The organism is Pseudomonas sp. CCI3.1 (assembly GCF_034313985.1).
Lineage (GTDB): Bacteria > Pseudomonadota > Gammaproteobacteria > Pseudomonadales > Pseudomonadaceae > Aquipseudomonas > Aquipseudomonas psychrophila.
Genome location: NZ_JAVIWO010000001.1, coordinates 695,796 through 714,871 on the forward strand (window position 1 = coordinate 695,796; position 19,076 = coordinate 714,871).

Annotated in this window: 15 protein-coding genes and 1 pseudogene; 12 read left to right on the top strand and 4 right to left on the bottom strand. The window is 51.8% G+C overall.

Going from position 1 to position 19,076, the window contains the following annotated elements:
- Positions 1 to 58 precede the first annotated feature (58 nt).
- A complete protein-coding gene (locus RGV06_RS02950) occupies positions 59 to 694 on the top strand; it encodes a hypothetical protein (protein ID WP_169917304.1) in 636 nt (211 codons plus the stop codon).
- Between the two features lie 130 nt (positions 695 to 824).
- Here the strand turns inward: RGV06_RS02950 and RGV06_RS02955 are convergent, their stop codons facing one another.
- The gene (locus tag RGV06_RS02955) at positions 825 to 1,301 is read right to left on the bottom strand and encodes a hypothetical protein (protein ID WP_169917305.1); all 477 of its coding nucleotides are present in this window, start codon (positions 1,299 to 1,301) and stop codon (positions 825 to 827) included.
- Positions 1,302 to 2,161: 860 nt separating this feature from the next.
- Here RGV06_RS02955 and RGV06_RS02960 point away from each other — a divergent pair.
- The 4 genes and pseudogenes from RGV06_RS02960 to RGV06_RS02975 all read left to right on the top strand — a co-directional run.
- Complete coding sequence (locus RGV06_RS02960) at positions 2,162 to 2,551, top strand: DUF2946 domain-containing protein (RefSeq protein ID WP_169917306.1); 390 nt, start codon at positions 2,162 to 2,164, stop codon at positions 2,549 to 2,551.
- Positions 2,552 to 2,659: 108 nt separating this feature from the next.
- Complete coding sequence (locus tag RGV06_RS02965) at positions 2,660 to 4,741, top strand: TonB-dependent receptor (RefSeq protein ID WP_169917307.1); 2,082 nt, start codon at positions 2,660 to 2,662, stop codon at positions 4,739 to 4,741.
- Positions 4,742 to 5,322: 581 nt separating this feature from the next.
- Positions 5,323 to 6,360, top strand: a complete 1,038-nt coding sequence (locus RGV06_RS02970) for a GlxA family transcriptional regulator (protein ID WP_262372769.1) — start codon at positions 5,323 to 5,325, stop codon at positions 6,358 to 6,360.
- Between the two features lie 86 nt (positions 6,361 to 6,446).
- Positions 6,447 to 7,369: pseudogene (locus RGV06_RS02975) on the top strand (FAD-binding oxidoreductase); the annotation flags it as partial.
- Positions 7,370 to 7,634: 265 nt separating this feature from the next.
- On the opposite strand, the gene RGV06_RS02980 reads toward RGV06_RS02975, so the two are convergent.
- Entirely contained in the window at positions 7,635 to 8,621 is a 987-nt protein-coding gene (locus RGV06_RS02980) for a GlxA family transcriptional regulator (protein WP_169917308.1), read from the bottom strand.
- A gap of 115 nt (positions 8,622 to 8,736) precedes the next feature.
- Between RGV06_RS02980 and RGV06_RS02985 the strand changes: the two genes are divergently transcribed.
- The 7 genes from RGV06_RS02985 to RGV06_RS03015 all read left to right on the top strand — a co-directional run bounded on the left by RGV06_RS02985 (position 8,737) and on the right by RGV06_RS03015 (position 15,869).
- Positions 8,737 to 9,627, top strand: a complete 891-nt coding sequence (locus RGV06_RS02985) for an MBL fold metallo-hydrolase (protein WP_169917309.1) — start codon at positions 8,737 to 8,739, stop codon at positions 9,625 to 9,627.
- A gap of 101 nt (positions 9,628 to 9,728) precedes the next feature.
- Entirely contained in the window at positions 9,729 to 10,274 is a 546-nt protein-coding gene (locus RGV06_RS02990) for a cysteine hydrolase family protein (RefSeq protein WP_169917310.1), read from the top strand.
- Positions 10,275 to 10,534: 260 nt separating this feature from the next.
- Complete coding sequence (locus RGV06_RS02995) at positions 10,535 to 11,374, top strand: DMT family transporter (RefSeq protein ID WP_315246439.1); 840 nt, start codon at positions 10,535 to 10,537, stop codon at positions 11,372 to 11,374.
- Between the two features lie 398 nt (positions 11,375 to 11,772).
- A complete protein-coding gene (locus RGV06_RS03000) occupies positions 11,773 to 12,648 on the top strand; it encodes a LysR family transcriptional regulator (protein WP_169916641.1) in 876 nt (291 codons plus the stop codon).
- Between the two features lie 104 nt (positions 12,649 to 12,752).
- Positions 12,753 to 13,919 (top strand): pyridoxal phosphate-dependent aminotransferase, encoded by a 1,167-nt coding sequence (locus RGV06_RS03005; protein WP_169916625.1) that lies wholly within the window; start codon positions 12,753 to 12,755, stop codon positions 13,917 to 13,919.
- Positions 13,880 to 14,842, top strand: coding sequence for an AEC family transporter (locus RGV06_RS03010; protein ID WP_186348285.1), 963 nt, complete (start codon positions 13,880 to 13,882; stop codon positions 14,840 to 14,842). The genes RGV06_RS03005 and RGV06_RS03010 overlap by 40 nt, the downstream gene beginning before the upstream one ends.
- A 397-nt stretch (positions 14,843 to 15,239) precedes the next feature.
- Positions 15,240 to 15,869: an FMN-dependent NADH-azoreductase gene (locus RGV06_RS03015; RefSeq protein ID WP_169916623.1), complete on the top strand. Its 630-nt coding sequence runs from the start codon at positions 15,240 to 15,242 to the stop codon at positions 15,867 to 15,869.
- A gap of 107 nt (positions 15,870 to 15,976) precedes the next feature.
- Here the strand turns inward: RGV06_RS03015 and RGV06_RS03020 are convergent, their stop codons facing one another.
- Together RGV06_RS03020 and RGV06_RS03025 are read right to left on the bottom strand one after the other, a co-directional pair.
- Positions 15,977 to 16,807: a DJ-1/PfpI family protein gene (locus RGV06_RS03020; protein WP_169916622.1), complete on the bottom strand. Its 831-nt coding sequence runs from the start codon at positions 16,805 to 16,807 to the stop codon at positions 15,977 to 15,979.
- A gap of 10 nt (positions 16,808 to 16,817) precedes the next feature.
- Positions 16,818 to 19,037 carry a TonB-dependent siderophore receptor gene (locus RGV06_RS03025; RefSeq protein WP_315246453.1) on the bottom strand — a complete coding sequence of 740 codons (2,220 nt, stop codon included), beginning with the start codon at positions 19,035 to 19,037 and terminating at the stop codon, positions 16,818 to 16,820.
- Positions 19,038 to 19,076: the final 39 nt, after the last annotated feature.

A 19,076-nucleotide genomic window follows, 5' to 3' on the forward strand; every position in this document is an offset into this window, starting at 1 on the left:
AGACGTCAGGTACCCTACCCCTGATTATTGGTGATACAAAAATTCAACGGATGAATTCATGAACAGGATGATCTGTGTCGCACTATGCTTTTCGATTATTGCTTCATCATTAACGGCGTGTTCCACACCTTCAAAGAAGACGGGAATCATCGGGCCACAGGTCTACGGCTATACCTTGCATAAGCCGCTCTCCGGCGATGAACTCAACGCGCTCACCAAAACTGGTTTCGAGACACTCCAGGGGGCCAGGGTGTTTCAACGCGATGATGGGTACGGCGGTGAAATTAACGTTTATCTGGATAGCCAAAATCGTCCCAGCGTGATCAACAAGGATAGCCACGTATTCACCAGCGAGGACGAATGTGAATCCGACCTCAAGGCGCAGATGAAGAACCTGCAACAAGACATCGACAGCTATAACAGTACAATCGACCAGTCGGTAAGAGAAGGTGACAAAGCGAGAGGACGCTATGTAAACGTGAGTCAACAACCATGCCGCGTTCGCCATGGTGACCAGGCCGAGCATTATCGTTATGTACTGAGTGTTTCCAAGCGTGAAAAGCCTGCTTCCTCGACATCAGAGTTGGGAAAGAAGATCGACGAGGCTTATACGGGAGCCTGGATGACAGTCTTCGTGGTTGTGCTGGCGCCGTTCGCACTTATTGGCGCCGCAGTTAGTAAGGCGATCGATTGAAATCAGCCTAACATTACAGGCAGCTGTGCGTCGAAAGCGGTCACTCGCGAACGTCCGCTTTTGGCCAACTTGAGCCAATCGGCACAGACAGGACAGCCCGTAAAAATGTTGTGCCTAAGCTGGCTCAACCTTAAAGCAGTTCTGGTTTTAATGAAGTAGTAGAGGCTTGCACACGTACCAAACGCCATAACCATACAACAACAAACAGAGCGAATACATTGATCCCGAGAGTTAGCGGCTTGCCAGTCATAACGGATATCTCCGCTTGACTCCCGATCCAGACTTGGAGATCGAACCTGTGTTCTGTTGGCTTCAACAATACTCCCGCAAAAGCTCCGTTGGAGAAGATGTAGCTGGCTAAAGAAGACTGGATGACCGGGATCTGGATTGACCAAAAGGGCATGCTGCTGCGTAGCGCTTCTGGTGAGCCTTTTAAAATTTTTATGCCACACCAAGTTCCCCACAAATAAAGAGTGAGGAAAACGACCGAAACTAACCCGGGGAGCCAAGAAATACTAACGTCCAGGAATGTGATACCTAGAGCAATTCCTGTCACGCCGCCGCCAATTGTAAGGATGCCTAATGTCCAGCGTTGCCAAGAATGCATTTCGAGCCTCTAGCTAAATTCAGGTGACGATCTAGCAAGCTCGAAAGGCGTAAAAGCACCGGGCTCAGGTTCGAGGCGTCATCAAGGGTATATAGTCAAACTGATCGCTAGGATAGCAATATTAGTTGTCGGTTCAATTATTAAGATAAGGTTAATCAGTTAGTATTTAGGACAATCAGATTCGAAAACGGACTGATGAGCATTCGCTCGGACGCTCAAGCACTGGATGGACGCAATACACTTTCTAATGAAGCGTGCTGTAGACACGGCTAGGAACACCTCTTCTATGCCTCCACTTAATTGGGGCAGTCCTTGCAATGATTGTAATTTAGATCGTTAGAGCTAACCGGCCCAAACGTTGATAATTTACGCCAAAAAATTCTTGCCCAGCCTGCGACAGGCTGTCGCAGTATGATGGCCTCGTATAGCAAAAACATTAATGATCATCGGTGTATTCACCTGTCTGACTATGTGATCAGGGAGGAGTACTTGGAACCTTTATTCAAAAATCGTCCGTACAAGCGGTGTTGCAAGCCTACTTGGAGTGGCTTCAGACGGGACGACCAATGAAATGACACCGCTGCAAACGAGCTCTGGAGTACGAAAGATGATAGTCGGCTCCTCAAGATGTTCGATGTACTACGTAACTTTTCAAGCTTAGCCAGGCATCACCCGATGATTGATACTCCCTTCGGACTTGAAGAATCTAAGATGCTCTGAGAGCGATGACTGAAGACTTAGATCAAGCCCCCTTTGGCCCTCTTCCACCTTTACCTGCGGCGAAATAGCGCACTCTCGAAAAATTTACATCATTCGTTAACGCGGGCTAAATAGCGCCCCCCTTTGCGGCCATTTCCTTTATGGGTTCGTTGAAACGCACCAGCCACTGGATTGCCTGCCTGGCCGTCTTGCTAAACATGTTCGCCATGCCGCTAAGTCATGCGATACAGACGCCGGACGTGCGCCTGATGCTTTGGGGGGGGTTCTGTTCAAGTGGACAATCAAATCTCCTGCCTAAAGATCTCAGCAAGGTGATTGATGCCTTGCAGATAGCCCAATCGAAATCTGTCATGCAACACGGCGACTGCTGCTGTGGTCATGCCGGATTAGCAGCATTACCCTCCAATTACTATCGGCATTTCCTACCGCAGTACACATCAAATACCACCCTTGATAATCCTGATTTCCCAACACGACATCCAAGAATTCGCTGGCCCAGCCTAAGCCCACGAGCCTCTCCCCTTACCTGATCACAACACCGCTGACAATGTCCGGTGCGCCCTCTTTAAATCCTTTTAACGTCCAGCTATGGACTTTAAACGCCCTTAAAGTTTCTTGATCATCAGGAAGTTCGTGCTATGCCTGCTCCATTTACTTTGCCTCACGCAAAGTGTTTGTCTGTGTCCCGCTCACTATGGCCATTGCTGTCGCTTGGCCTGTTTGCAATAAGCCCTTTGTCCTATGCATTGGCTGAAGCCAGCAAAACCGAAAACTCAACCCTAACCTTGGGCGCGGTTAACGTGCAGGGCTCGACTGGCGGCCCGTTGAACGCAAGCAACGTTCTCAGCTCGGTTGATATCCTAGGGGGAGATATCCTCGAAAAGATGCCAGTCAACTACAGTTGGGAGCTGTTTAGCCGCGCACCAGGAGTCATGCTGACTGAGTTCAATCAAGGCACCACATCCGGCAAGATTTCCTTTCGCGGCTTCAACGGCGAAGGTGAAGTCAACGCAGTGAAGCTGCTGATCGACGGCATTCCGAGCAACAGCAATGACGGCAACATGCCGTTCTTGGACATGATTTTCCCCATGGAGCTGGACAGCATTGAGGTGGTGCGTGGCACCAGTGATGCTCGTTACGGCCTCTATAACATCGCTGGCAACGTGAATATGTTGACCCGTACAGGCGGCGATTACAGTAAGGCACGCATCCGTTACGACAGTTTTAATACTCGAGAAACCCAACTTGCAAAGGGCATCGAAAATAGTAATTGGACGCAAAACTACTTCTTCGCTTACCAAAAGGCCGATGGGTATCGGGATCATGCCGAAGCCGACCGATATTCGATGTCCGGCAAGTGGTTCTACACGCCCGATGATGACAGTTACCGTATCGGTCTGATTGCCCGTCATTACGAGGCTGAAGCTCAGGAGGCAGGTTATCTGGCTAAAGACGATGCACATCATCATCCAGAAATGACCAATAGCTTTAACGCTACGGACAAGGGCACGCGGCGCATGAATCAAGTCAGTCTGCATTTCGATACAGACCTGACTGATACGCTGGCCTGGTCAGCGAAGACCTACATGAACACCTTCGATGACCGACGCTGGACACAATATTGGAGCACCAGTTCTCAACAAGAGCGTGATACCTACGAAACCCAGTACGGAGCCCTCACCTCGCTGACATGGCGGCCAGAAGTTAGCTGGCTCTATGACTTCGCCGTAGAAAGTGGTGCAGACATACAACAGCAGCAAAATAAGAGTGAGCGGTATCGCACCAAAGACCGTGCACGTCTGGCTACTACTCGCGATCAAAAATTCAACTTCGACACCTATGGCGCTTATGTCCAGGCTGAGATCAAACCTTTCGAGTCACTGAGAATCGTGCCGGCCTACCGGGTTGACAAGATTGAGGGCGACTTCACCAATGAACTGACCCGCACGGACTACGACATAAACAACTACGGGCTGATCAAACAACCGAAGATCAGTATTGTCTACTCCCCATGGGACGTCGCCAGCATCTACGCAAACTGGGGGCGTACCTTTCAAGTGGGCACAGGGGCTGCTGCTTACAAGATCCCGCCTAGGGATGCAAACCTCGCACCCTCGATCAACGAAGGCTGGGAGACAGGTATCAAGTTCACGCCGGCTGACTGGGTTGATGGCCGGGTCGCCTATTGGCAGCAAGAGGCATCAGGTGAGGTCAGTCGCAGACTGAATGACCCGAGTGGCGAATCCGATAACGTGGGTGAGACCCGGCGGTGGGGTTATGACTTGCAGATGAACCTGCATCCGGACGAGCGCACTGAAATATGGATGGCCTACTCTTGGCAGTATTCTAAGATACTCCAGCCGAGTGCCTCTTTGCCTAACAGCAAAGGTCAGGAAATCGATCACATCCCCCATCATCTTTACAACGCCGGGATCAGCTATGAGGCAACACCTGCCTTACAACTCACCGCATGGATGAATGGCCAAACCAACTATTATCTGGAGCGAGAAAACACGACGGGGACTTATGGTGGTTACGTGCTAATGAACCTCGGTGCAATCTACAAGGTGACGCCGTCTGTGAGCGTCGATCTACAGTTAAAAAACCTTACAAACCGATATTATGAATACGTTTGGTACGATCCAGACGGTGCTCAGGCATCACTGCACTCTCCAGGTGATGGCCGCGCGCTTTACGCCGGAGTGACAGTGGATTTTTGATATGGAATATTGCTGAGGCCAATTTGGCCTCAGCAGATTCAGCACCGGATAGTTATAGTGTGGTTTTAGAGATACCTGCAATGTTGAATCCCGTACCGGCCATGACTTCGAATACATAAGCGCACTTAGTCCGAAAACACACTTATTCTTATTCATTATCGCACTCAAATACGATTTTACGGGATCTAGAAACCAACACTCCTACCAGATCTTGCAGTTGGCATGAGGAAAAATGAGCATGCATTGCTTGTCGGTCGTTCCAAAAACACTCAATTATCCAGCTGTTCGACTCGGCAACCCTTCTTAGCTCACACCTAGCGACACCTGAAAAATTTCGCTCCACCTGATTAAGGATATTAGAAATCCTGAATTCAAAATCATCGTCCATATCAACTTCGAATCCCATTGTGCTTTTCATAAGACCCGACATTTCATTAACTCCACGTTAATACTATTAGTAAAAATGCTCATTGCGCGCTTTCAGCAACACCTGTATCCACCAATGTCACACCGAGCGTTCCTGGAGCATTCAACATTAAAACTACAATAAGTTTACATTGACAAAAAAACAGGACAAAACGTTGACAATTTCTGCCAAACTCATCGTCATCCAGGAGGTGCTCTCCTGGGAGGAGTCATTTGAAATGCCAGCCAAGTCCATACAATTCATTACCTACCCTGAAGTTAGCCTGCTCGATTTAGCCGGGCCCTTAGATGTTTTTATGGCGGCTAACCATTTTGCGCACCCCGATCATCCGCCCTACTCTTTCTCTATTCTCGCGCTAAGCCCAACGACTGAAATACTCTCAAATCTTTCATTAAACGCTGAAGTTTTAGCCGCACACACCTCTCCCGCACATACTCTTATCGTCCCTGGTGGGCCGGGAATACATGCATTTTGTGAGCATCCTAAGTTCTTTACTCATTTTGTGAGTCACGCTGAAAAATCCAAGCGTCTCGTTTCCGTGTGCACTGGGATATTTGCACTAGCGACCGCTGGAAAGCTGAAGGGTCGAAGCGTTACCACCCATTGGTCTGCCTATGACAAGCTAGAGCATGACTTTCCCTCCGTCAGTGTAAAGCGCGGGCCTATATTCATTAACGATGGAGACCTATGGACTTCCGCTGGAGTTACCTCCGGAATCGACCTGGCTCTTGCAATGGTTGAAGTCGACTTGGGGCATTCGGCTGCACTTGAAGTTGCACGTCATTTGGTTGTTTTTTTGAAACGTCCCGGCGATCAAAATCAGTTCAGTTCATCCTTGACCCTACAATCCAAAAGCAGTCAATTTTCAGACCTTCACGCTTGGTTGAACAACAATCTCAGTGGCGACTTATCGGTCTCTACGTTAGCCAGTTTTATGAACATGAGTGACAGAACCTTTGCGAGAAAATACAGTGAAAGCACAGGCAGTACGCCGAGCAAAATGGTTGAACAGCTCCGTTTAGAAGCAGTTCGACACTTACTTGCCACGTCAAGCACCCCACTCAAAACAGTGGCTAGCAAGTGTGGCTTTCGTAATGAATCAACTTTAATCCGTAGCTTTATAAAAAACTATTCAGTCACACCCGGTGAGTATCGAGCACGTTTCAAGTCAAGTCCGACGACAAAGAACTAAACAATACATCATGATTCAATTTTTACACCCAACGACAATAAGCTCTCAATTTTCCCTGTAGCATCACGCATTAGGTTAGTTAGCTTCGGCAGGTCGCGCTCATCTCATGCGACGGCGGCACAGGTACCAATGGTCAGTCGTTGACTGATGGCATCGTCGTAGACCTGTGACGGCACATGAACACCATTCTTGAGATCAATGCCGAAGAGCGGTGGGTGCGCGTCCAAAGTGGCGTGATGAAAGATCAATTAAATACGGTGCTCAAACCTTATGGGCTGTTCTTCGCGCCTGAATCATCCACCTCCAACCGAGCAGCGATTGGCAGATGATCAACACTGATGCCAGTGGCCAAGGCAGCGGCACTTACGGCAAAACCCATGACCACGTGCTAGAGATTCCCACAGTGTTGCTGGGTGGTGAGTTACTCCACAGCTCGCCATCGGAAAAAGGCTCTTTGGAGCAAGAAACAGCGCGTCGCGATCGGATCGGTAAGGTATACCGCTGCGCAGTCGGTATTGCAGACAACCAAGCCTATCTTATTGCGCAAATCTTCCCAAACTTAACCGCTGCCTCACCGGCTATGACCTTGCACATCTCCGCGAGCAAGAGGATAGCTTCAACATTAACAGCGTATTGTGTGGTTCTAAGGGCTCGCTGAGCTTCAGTCGAGGCCAAGCTAAACGTCTTGCCTATCACGAAGTATTCGATCCTCGTAAACGTGCGCTATGCAGGTTTTATGGATGCTTTGCGCGACGCAAAAGCGCTGATGCAGCTCAAGCCTTTATAGATTGAGACAGTTGACTCCAAAGTCCTGATGCTTGCGATGAAGGACATCGACTGGCACTGCGTTGCTGAATACTTCCCCGAAATTCCAGAAACACCCACATCGGGCTTCAACCTCATTGGGTTCAGCGGGGACGATGAAGCCACTGTCCCGCAGAGTGTTCATGACTTTGTCTTGCACCTGCAACAAGACACCTCCATATTACGCTTGGGCCATACACTTTCCATACCTATGGATATGAGACTACGAATGCTGAGATGTCTAAAGTGATTTACAAACAACCCTGGGGCCCACTAGTAACAAAAATGAATGTTTCAGGCCGGCTATTAGCTTATGGCTATTCTTGCCGAAGCCAGGTAAGCAAAAAGAGAGTGTAACTGTTCTACATCCGCTGCAGGCGCTACTCGCGGTAGTCAGGAATGCTCCGGCCTGACCAGTAGCACATCGTTGAGCGTCAAACCTTGGTGCGAATAAGCGGTTAGGTCTAATGCTAGCTGCCGCTTGCCTTGCCGCCCGGTATCGTTTCGCGAGAGAACATTCGTCGATACTCTGAAGGTGACGTTCCAAGCTGAGCGCCAAATTGTTGCCTCAAGGACAAGGGGGTTCCAAAACCGGCCTCGCCGGCAACGCATTCAATAGGTAAATCAGTCGTTTCAAGCAGTTCTTGCGCCCTGACGACTCGCTGAGCATTCAACCATTTAGAGACGGTACTGCCAGTGGCCTCCCGAAACCGCCGGGTAAAAGTACGCCTGCTCATTTTCGCCCTGTCTGCCATGACGTCGAGCGATAGATCACTGGCCAGGTTCACTCGAGCCCACGCCAACACATCGGACAAATGAGTCTCGCTAGAGAGTTTCGGCACAGGATGCTCCACGTATTGAGCCTGACCTCCCTGCCTGTGCGGTGGGGTAACCAACATCTTCGCGGTGCGATTCGCCACATCAGCTCCGAGCCGCTGACGCACCAAATGCAGGCAACAATCGATTGCCGCCACCGTTCCAGCCGAGGTCATGATGTTGCCGTCACTGACATAGAGCACATCGGGCCTGAAGCCAACCTCAGGAAAGCGTCGCGAAAACTCGTCTCTGCCTGCCCAGTGAGTGGTCGCCTCTTTACCATCAAGCAGTCCGGCTTCTCCAAGTACGAATGCTCCCAAACATAACCCTACGATGAGCTTGCCTTGTGCATTCGCCTGCTGAAGGGCTCTCAAAAGCGGTGTCGAGGCCGCGACCAATTGTTCGCCCCACGATGGAATGACAATTAAATCAGATGCCTCCATGAGTTCCAGGCCATGAGCAACCGCTAAGTCGATGCCTTGGTCGCAGCTAACCATTCCAGGCGTCTCTGTGCAGTAGCTGACCTCGTATTGAGGTTCGCCAGGTTCGGATTGAGCCGTCCCCAATACCATTCCCGGCACCGAAAGATGGAACAGACTCACGCCGTTAAAAGCTAGAACAGCTACACGTATGGGTTTCATCTGGCAGCCTCGAACATTTGGCCCGATTATATCGAAATATGTCATTTAGGCCGCTATCAGGCTTTAGCGCTTTGGGCAAGAATGGTGTATTCGATGCATTTACTGGATTAACACTATGAATTTTACACCTCTTTCTCTCGCCCTCAGCATTGCTTGCGCTGTGGCCACCACACAGGCATTTGCGGGCTCAAACGCCCCTCAGACGGCTGATGCAACCCATAAAGTGGATCTGCAGCAAGTTCGCAATGCAACGGTGAAGATCACCTACGGTGGCACTACGTTCTTGATCGATCCCATGCTGGCTAAAAAAGGTGCCTACCCCGGGTTTGAAAATACCTACCGAAGCAACCTCCGCAATCCACTGGTTGATCTACCCGAAACCCCAGACAACGTTATCTCCGGTGTGGACGCTGTCATCGTCACGCACACACACCTTGACCACTGGGATGATGCGGCACAAAAAGCGCTGCCTAAAGACATCCCACTGTTCACTCAGCACGAAGACGATGCACAGCTGATTCGTTCCCAGGGGTTCAAGAATGTACGTGTGCTGACTGACGAAGCTGAGTTCGGCGGCGTCAAAATAACCAAGACCGGTGGGCAGCATGGCACTGACGAAATGTATGCCGTACCAGCCCTCGCAAAACCGCTAGGCGAAGCCATGGGTGTAGTGTTTCAAGCGCCAGGCTACAAAACTCTCTATCTCGCCGGTGACACCATCTGGCGTAAAGAGGTCGACCAAGCCATCGAGAAATACCACCCTGAAGTAATCGTGCTCAACGCAGGGAAAGCAAAAATGACGGGATTCGAGGGGGCGATCATCATGGGCGAGGAAGATGTCCTGCGTGCTACACAGACCGCGAAAGACGCAAAAATTGTCGCGGTGCACATGGACGCTGTGAACCATATGTCCCTGACCCGTGAAGAGTTACGCAATTACGTCAATAAGCAAGGTATCGAGGGTCGTGTCGATATACCGGAAGACGGCGCTTCGCTGGAGTACTGATACAAACCCTGCTGGACATGGGCAAAAGGCATCTTGCTTACCCAAATGCCGTCTCAGCCTTCACAACAACATTACATTGAAAAGTTGATTGGAGATCGTTCATGAAACAAGGTCTAGTAGTAATTGATCTGCAAAACGAATACTTGCCCACTGGCAAATTACCTTTGAGTGGCATCGAGGCAGCTGTTGCGAATGCTCGTCGGGTCATCGACCATGCGCGAAATAAAGGTATTCCTGTTTTTCACATACGGCACGAATCCGATGATGCGAATGTCCCGATTTTCGTCAAAGGATCCAGCGGCGCGCAGATTCAGCCAGAGGTAGCTCCTGAGGGTGACGAGCCCGTGATTGTTAAAAAACACATCAACGCCTTCAGAGACACTGACCTCAAGAAGCAACTGGATGCGTTCGATGTTCAGGATATCGTGGTGATAGGTGCTATGAGCCACATGTGCATCGACGCAGTAGTGCGTGCTGCAGCGGATATGGGTTATCCGGTTACTGTGGTGCATGATGCCTGCGCCACCTTAGATCTCTCATTTCACGGGGTGAACGTGCCTGCCGCTCAAGTGCATGCGGCGATGATGGCCGCATTTGAGTTTGGCTACGCCACCGTTAAATCTGTGGACGAATACCTCTCGGCATAAACGTGTAACGGTTAGTTTTTAGGAGCCCGAACGGGCTCCTTCTGGTTTCTGGTTATTCGTGGGTTAAACCTTCGCGGATGTCACCACTGCGCCTCACCTGATTTGGGTGAATGAGGCAGGCCTGGAATGTCCAACCGTGAGTAGTTCTCAGTTGTCTTCCTGCGGCCTTGAGATTCAGTAACGTTTTTTATCGCTTAGGTTCATCTGTGGTGAAAATACAATCAACCGCTAATCGAGACTGTGCCAGGCGATCACGCTGGGTGTTCCAAGTAATCTTGTGCCTGATGGCATTCGCGGCAAATTCAATTTTTTGCCGGCGGGCGCTGATGGAGGGTCAAATCGATCCCGAGTCATTCACCGTGATTCGTTTGTTCAGTGGCGGGTTATTTTTGCTGCTGTTGATCAGATTTCGCAATCCTCAAGCCGCTATCCGTGGAAGCTGGAAGGGAGGCCTTTCACTCTTTCTATACGCCTATCTCTTCTCTATCGCTTACGTTCAGTTAGGCGCAGGAATGGGAGCACTGATTTTATTCGGGGCGGTGCAGATCACAATGTTTATGTTTTCTTGGGCGCAAGGTGAGCGCTTTCAAAAGAAAGTGGTGATAGGCATGTTAGTGACAACAGGTGGTTTACTTACCTTATTGCTACCCAGCGCTAATTCGCCGCCCTTGAGTAGCGCAGTGCTGATGACAATTTCAGGGGTAGCGTGGGGAGTCTATTCGCTGCTCGGAAAAGCAGCTGTGAATCCGCTGACGGAAACCGCAGGCAACTTTGCGAGGTGTCTCCCTTTCTTACTTTTACTGGCTCCAGTAAAGTTTTTTGGAAGCGGCCTTCATATGAGCCCTACTGGGGCGATGTACGCGCTTGCATCAGGCGTGTTGGCATCAGGCTGCGGTTATGCGCTCTGGTACAGCACTGTCAGGCATATCAGTTCCCAGCAAGCCGCCACCCTTCAGTTGAGCGTTCCAATCATTGCTTCGCTCGCAGGCGTACTGATTCTGAACGAGCCTATATCACTGCACCTACTATTAATCTCAGGCATCGTATTGGGCGGTGTCGCGCTAGCAATGTTGCCGGGGAAATCTTCGACTGGCTGCTGACTGTAAGAGTAATGAAGGCTGGATCAATATCCATCTGGTTGATATTGGACGACACGCCCCCACTAAGGTGCGTGCCTTAGATAAAGGCTCTAACCTTTTGCCATCCCAGAAAGTGCTTCTGCCTGCTTCGTGAAGTCCACGGCCATTTGGATCATTGCATTCTTAACGTGCAGGGGAGCGGTCTGCATATAGCTATCTGACACTGCACCAATAGTCTGAGACGATGCTAGCGGGTGTATCATCACCGCGCATCACTAAGTGATTTGGCAATCCAATAGCATCGATGGCTGATCAAGGTTGCTAGGGCCCCGTTGAAGGCCATGACCAGTTGCCTAAAAAAGCAACTTTCCAATCAATCCAGTCACCTGCTTGCCGAATGCAACGCAGGAGAGATCACTATGTCATTGCGCGCGCTTCGTACCTTAATCGCTATCGCTCAGCACGGTTCGTTTGCGCGAGCCGCAGACACCGTTCATCTCACACAATCGGCAGTGAGCCTTCACATAAAGTCACTTGAAGAGGAGTTCAACGCTTCGTTGTTTGACCGCTCGCGTCGATTGCCCGTATTAACAGATGCAGGTCATTTGGCCGTGGAGCGGGCGCGCGAGATCGTTGCACTTTACGACAGCATTGCTTCGGACATTGGTGGTGAAAACGAGCTGCGCGGTCGACTGAAAATTGGAGCCATCCAGACTGCGCTGGCCAGTGCCTTGCCTTTGGCCCTGGCCGGCCTGGCCGCCGAGCACCCTCATCTAAGGATAAACGTAGCCTCGGGCATGTCTGCCGAATTGGCCACGCGCGTAGAGGCTGGAGAGCTGGATGTCGCAATCACCACAGAACCTGTGAAACCGCACCCTTATGGTCTGGTTAGTACAACACTCTACGAGGAAGGCTTTTGGATCATTGCTCCCGGTTCATGCGCAGGCTTAGATTTTCGACAGCTACTTCAACAACTACCGTTTATCCGCTTTGACCGCAGGGCTTGGGCCGGGCGCACCATAGATCGGGAGCTTCGCCGGCTGCGGCTGCATGTGCAAACCAGTATGGAGTTGGACAGCCAGGATGCGATTATTCAGATGGTTGCCAGCGGTTTGGGGGTGTCAGTGGTTCCGCTATCCAGCCAGAACCTTGAACAACTCAAGCACCTAGAAGTCCAGCCATTCGGATCACCGCAAAGAACGCGTCGTGTTGTGCTTCTGGAGCAAGAAGAAAGGCCACTTGCACGGCTAGCAACCGCCCTGGCGGAGGCTGTCAAAAAGCACGCCCCCACGTAACGACCGATGAGTAAAACTTGTTGAACAACCAATTTTAAATCGTTTTTACTTTAGGTATCGACTCCTTATCGTGGTGCCCATCCAAACGCATTCTGAAGGGCACCATGCACAACAACGAAACTCCAACTAGTGCTTTCCAATCGCCCATTCTGCTTATGGCCAAACTTGCTGCCACCATGCGCGCTGAGGGGCGGGATGTAATTGACTTAACGCTCGGCGAACCTGATTTCAATGCCCCTGAGCATGTCCTCGACGCTGCGCATCTAGCGTTAGGCAGCCGTCTGACGTATTCCCCATCGAACGGTATCGAGCCCCTCCGCAGTGCTATCCGTATGCGAGTAAGGGAAGACCGGGGATTAGATTTCGGCGATGATCAAATCGCGGTTGGATGTGGCGCAAAACAGATCATCTTTAACGCCTTCCAAGCGACCCTTAAGCCCGGTGATGACGTTATCGTCCCGGCGCCTTACTGGGCCAGCTATCCCGCCATGATTAAGATGTGCGGTGCCCAACCGATCATTCTGCCGACCACCGCTTCGGAAGGATTCAGATTGACAGCGGAGCACTTGGCAGCAGGTCTGCGCCTGGCAAAATCGCCCAAGTGGGTGATTCTCAATGCACCAGGTAATCCCTCCGGCTCTTTGTACTCAGAAACCGATTTGCAAGCGTTGGCTGAAGTTCTGCGCCAGTATCCGGATGTGATGGTGCTGTCCGACGATATTTACGCGGAAATCCGATTCACTCAAGGCCCTTGTCTGACATTGGCGTCGGTAGCGCCAGACCTGGCAGAACGTATCCTCATCGTCGACGGCGTATCCAAAGCCTACGCCATGACAGGTTGGCGCGTAGGCTGGGGTTGCGGATCGAGGTCGCTGATTTCGGCAATCACTACCGTGCAATCTCAAAACTGTACGCAGACCAGCACCTTGAGCCAGCTCGCTGCGGTCGCTGCGCTTGAAGGGCCACGAGGTTTTCTTGCTGAGCGCAACGCGATCTATCGTCAGCGCCGAGACGCCGCACTTCAAGTCCTCCAAGCGAGCGATAAACTGGAGGTATCATGCCCCGAGGGTGCGTTCTATCTGCTTCCTCAGTTCAAAACGAGCATTGACGATCAATCTCTCGCGTTAGATCTGCTCGAAGTCGGCGTTGCAACGGTTCCCGGAAGTGCTTTTGGACTACCGGGACATCTACGCCTTTCCTTCGCCACCGACGAAGCTACCCTGGTTGAAGGATGCAAGCGGTTGGTTCGTGCGTTAGAGGCATACTCGTGACCGCCGAACTTTTGATTGCGCTTGCGCCCATAGCAGTGCTGATTGTGATGGGCGCCTGGCTCAAGCGCAGCCGGTTTCTGGAAGACAGTTTCTGGGCACAGGCCGAGCGCCTAGGCTACTACGTTCTTCTGCCCGCGCTGTTTTTGCATGGTCTGGCAACCGCCAAGTTGGACAACGTGCCAGTCCAAGGGATGATCATGGCGCTTGTACTCTCGACGGTCATGGTCGCTGTGCTGATGGTCGGCGCCCGTCGGATCATTAAGGGTAACGACGCGGCGTTCACTTCCGTCTTCCAAGGAGGGGTGCGCTTTAATAATTATGTGGGCGTCTCAGTGGTGGCCGGTTTGTTCGGTGCTCAGGGCATCGCTCTGGCTGCCGTAGCCAATGCTGCAATAGTGCCGACCGTAAACATCCTTTGCGTATTGGTGTTCGCACGCTATGGCACAGGTGGCAGGATGTCTTTGGGCAAGGTTGCCAAGCAGTTGGCACTTAACCCTCTAGTACTCGCCTGTTTCGGAGGGATATTGCTTCAGGCATTAGGATTGGGCCTGCCTGCTGGCATTGAGCCGGTGATCAAGGCTTTAGGACAAGCATCCTTACCACTTGGCTTACTGTGTGTAGGGGCAGCACTTGAGCTGGGCTCTGTGCACAGCTGGGTTCGACCCGTCGCGTATTCATCGGTGGTCAAGTTCATGATCATGCCGCTGACCACGCTGTGCGCATGTCATGTGTTTGGATTGGACGGCAAAGCAGCAATCGCGGCATTGCTTTTCCAGGCACTGCCTACAGCTTCGTCGTCCTACATCATGGCGCGACAGCTAGGCGGGGATGCACCACTGATGGCAGGGATAATTGCCAGTCAAACGTTGCTTGCAGCGGTGGCACTTCCCATTGCAGTGGTCGTTTTGATTCCTTGGATCTGATATTCATGGTCTTCACCCTGGAAGGCTGGAGTTGATGCGAAGACTCACCTACACATTTAACAGATCCGGTAAATTTGTAACGCTTGAATCGGAGTAGTCGTGGTGAAGATATAGCCATTCGCTAGTGGCATCGGCACCCTGACATTGAACGGAATAATGCCTACTCAACACAGACCGATACCATCCTCTCGAATGCCAGAAAGCAAAGGGGGGTTCACTGGACGCTAACTAATAATGCCCCGCTCTCCAATGCTCTGATGCCTGGGCAAACGACTGGATAACAACTATGAGCATGAAAACGAATTTGTAGATAAGTAACAGCTATTTTTGCGCTTTTTTATGATGTGAAAGCGATTAATGTCGACCTATCGACTTAAGACGATAGTGAATAAAAATCATGTCCAATGTTCTCATCATCGAAAGCAGCATCCGTCAAGAAGAGTCAGTTTCTCGCCAACTGACCCTGAAATTTATTAGTCAGTGGCGAGTCGCCCATCCTACAGATCAAATAATCATTCGTGACGTGGCTCTCAACCCCATACCCCACATGGATGCAAACTTGCTAGGTAGTTGGATGAAGCCTGCTGGACAGCGCAGTGAAAGTGAACAGGCTTGTTTGGAGCGCTCCAACGAATTGGTTAACGAGCTAGTAAAGGCTGACGTATTGTTCATCGCATCACCCATGTACAACTTCACTCTTCCCAGCACTCTTAAAGCTTGTTTAGACCATGAGATCCGAGCTGGCGTGGCTTTCAAATACACACCCGCGCGCGCCCAAGGTTTGTTAACCGGTAAACGCGCAATCATCCTAACCGTCCAAGGCGGAATTCATGCTGATGACAGCTCGGATTACCAAGAACCTTATCTACGTCAGGTGCTTTTGTTTCTTGGCATACACGGCCTAACCTTTATCCACGCCGAGGGAATTAATGTCAGCAGCATTTTCCGTGAAAAAGCTATTAGGCATGCCACTGCATTACTGGCACGGGTATTTGAGCCGCTACCTCCAGAATCTATCACCGACTGATCTTAGTGTTGAATCTTGCAACTAGCGTCTCCTCTCAAAACACTCGTTGTAAATGAAGGCTCACGGCGCGCCCCAGCAATGGAACGCGCTGTAGGCCTTGGGAGGCTTTAGCTTTTCGTTATGCCAGCAAGCGCTTCTGCCTGTTTGGTGAAGTCCATAGCCATCTGGATCGTTGCGTTCTTCACGTATGGGGGAGCCGTCTTCATGGAGCCTGCGTTGAACGGAGGTTCAGGATCATATTCGCTCATCAGTTGGGTGCACTCGGCATAGGTCTGGTCGCGTAGCTCAGCGACCATACTTAGGCCAAAATCCAGCCCTGCTGTTACACCCGCCCCCGTGATCCGGTTACGGTCGCGCACAACGCGAGCTTCAGTCGGAATTGCACCGAACCCGGCCAAAGCATCCCGGCACGCCCAGTGCGAGGTAGCCTTGTAGCCCTTTAACAATCCCGCAGCACCAAGTATCAGCGAGCCAGAGCAGACACTGGTGACGTATTTGGCACGTGACCCTCGATCAGCCATGAAGGCCAGGGTATCGGCATCAGAGGCTGCTGCTAGGGTGCCGTCCGTACCACCGGGGGTGAAAAGTACAGTCAGGTCGCGAGGACAGGTATCAAAGGTGTCGGTCGGGACAATCGTTAACCCTGCATCGCTCGTGACTGGATCCAGCGATTTGGCGACGATATAAATCTTGGCCCCCATGAGTGAACCAAACATGCAGTGCGGCCCGACGAGATCCATCACCGTCATGCCTGGGTAGATCAACATTGCGATTTGTTCTTCGCCCATCCAAGGCACTTTATCCATGTCGGGGCCCATGTCAGGCATCTTATGCTCATGCATGGATTTGTCAGCAGCCGAAGCCTTGAGGTGAATACTGGCAGCCAATGGAGCCAGGAGCGCACCAATCACCAAGTTACGTCGTTGGTTATCGATCATGATGGTTTCCTTAGAAGCTGGCTGTCAGCGTTAAGTAAGCTGAGCGTGGTTGTGTGGGTAATACCACTGGAGACCCCAGATATTGATAGGTCTCGAAGACTTTACGGCCTGTCAGATTGACCGCAGATACAGAGATCGTGTAACAGTCGAAATCATACGAAGTCTGCGCATCGAGCAATGCGTAGCCCGGCACGGAGACCGTATTAGGCAATGTCAGCTCGCGAGCGCTGAGCGCGGTAATTCCGGCACCAAATCCCAGTCCCTTTACCGCGCCATCCAGTATCCGATAGCGGGCCGCGAGGCGGCCGCTATGCCGAGGTACGCGCGCTAGGACATCACCCATCGGAATCGTATTGTCTTCTGTCACTTGTGCCTGTGTGTAGGCGTAGTTGCCCAGCAATGAAAGAGCCGGGGTTGGTTCCCAGACCAGATCTGCTTCTATTCCGCGAGCGCGTTGTTCACCGCTCTGGACTGAATACCCCAGAATCGCTTTAGCAGGGTCGGGATCTGGGGTGGATACGTTGCGGCGCGTCTGCTCGAACACCGCGAGAGTGCCGGACAGGCCGAGATCTAGGTATGCCAGCTTGACGCCCGCCTCGTAGTTACGAGAAAGCTCAGGCTTGGGTGTTTCCTGGCCGTTATAGTTGAACTCGCCCCTGAAACCGGTGGAATACGCTGCATACAGTGCAAGACTCTCGGTCAGGTCATAAGTGATGCCCAGTCGTGGTGTCACACGATGATAAGAGGTATCAACGCCCTGCTCTTGCTGCTTGAGGTTGAGCTGGGTAAGCCGCAACGACCCCAACAGATGGAACCGGCCATAAGTCGCCTGATCCTGAAGATAAACAGCTTTCGTTTCGTAGCGGTTGGTCTGAGACACAATGGTTTGCGGCGTCGCTCCGTAGGAAATCCCATAACTGGGATTGGCCAGATCAAGCTCGCCAATCAACTCGGCATTAGAGACACCCGAGGTGAAGTCGGTACGGTCGTAGCTCGCGCCCACCATCAGTTCGTGGCTGCCGCCAAGCGATTCGATTCTGGAGCTCAAGTTGGTATCCAGCGTGCTTTCCCGAATGCTTGTTGGCAGGTAAAGCTTGAATATTGGATAAACCGTGGGTGTTGCAGGATCCGCCCCAAGCAGCTCCGGAAATATGAAGCCGCCGTTGTCGCGTATCTTGCCTTCGTAATACTGGGCGGAAACGCTCAACCTCGTATCGTCGTTAACCTCGTGCCTGAGTTCGGCAGTGGTCGTGCGATTCTCGATGGTGGTGTGAGGCTGCCCGCTGCTGGCACCCGGGAAAGCGTTGCGGTCAATCTGCCCACTCAATGCCTGAGCGGCGGGCAGGCCGGAAAATTCGAGCTGGCTGCGATCCTCATACTGGCCACGCAGCAAGAGCTCGGTCTCAGGCGATAGCTGGAACGCAACGCTGGGCTGTATCGACCATTGATGACCGTTTACGTGATCAATCCAGCTGTCGTTTTCCTGGTAGTCGGCGGAAATCCGCGCGGCCACCTTGTCGCCAATGGGTGTATTGATATCCATCGAAGGATTCACCGTGCCGAAGCTACCGGCGCGCATCGACAGGAACGCGCTAGGCTCGGCCTCTGGCCGCTTCGAAATCACGTTGATCAGGCCACCCAGTGGCGCGCCGATACCGCCGCCGTACAGCGCTGACGTAGGGCCTTTAAGCACTTCGATGCGCTCAGTACCGATCAGGCTCGTCGGGTCAATGCTTGCCGCAGTCCCTCCGAAGGCTGGCAGCCCATTCATGTAAATTTCTGCCGGAAAACCGCGCACGATTGGTTGAGCGAACAGCGCTTCCTGAGGCTTGGTTGCTCTTACCCCGGAAACGTTAACCAGCGCATCGGAAAGAAAGCGACTGCCCTGTTCCTTAAGCATCGATTGGGTGACAACTTGCACCGACTGCGGGACTTCGACCAGGGGCGTATCGGTGCGCGTGGCTGACTCAGAAGTGGGTGCAGTATAGCCGTGACCTGCTCCAGAAACGGTTGTAGGTGCCAATGTCCAGGACTGTAAGCTTTTTGCACCCTCCTCAGGCTGCGCGGCTTGGACAATAACGGGTAATGCCAACCCCAGAAACATACAAAAGGCTCGGCGCCAGCGCAGATGCGATGGGGCAGTGTGAAAAAATGGCTCGTTCTTGGTCAAGTACATGGGATCTACCGTTGAAAGACAGGTGCTGGCAAAGCGCACTTGAACAATAAGCATCAGCGGGTGCGTGGCCCCGGCAACGCAGATCCAGCCATG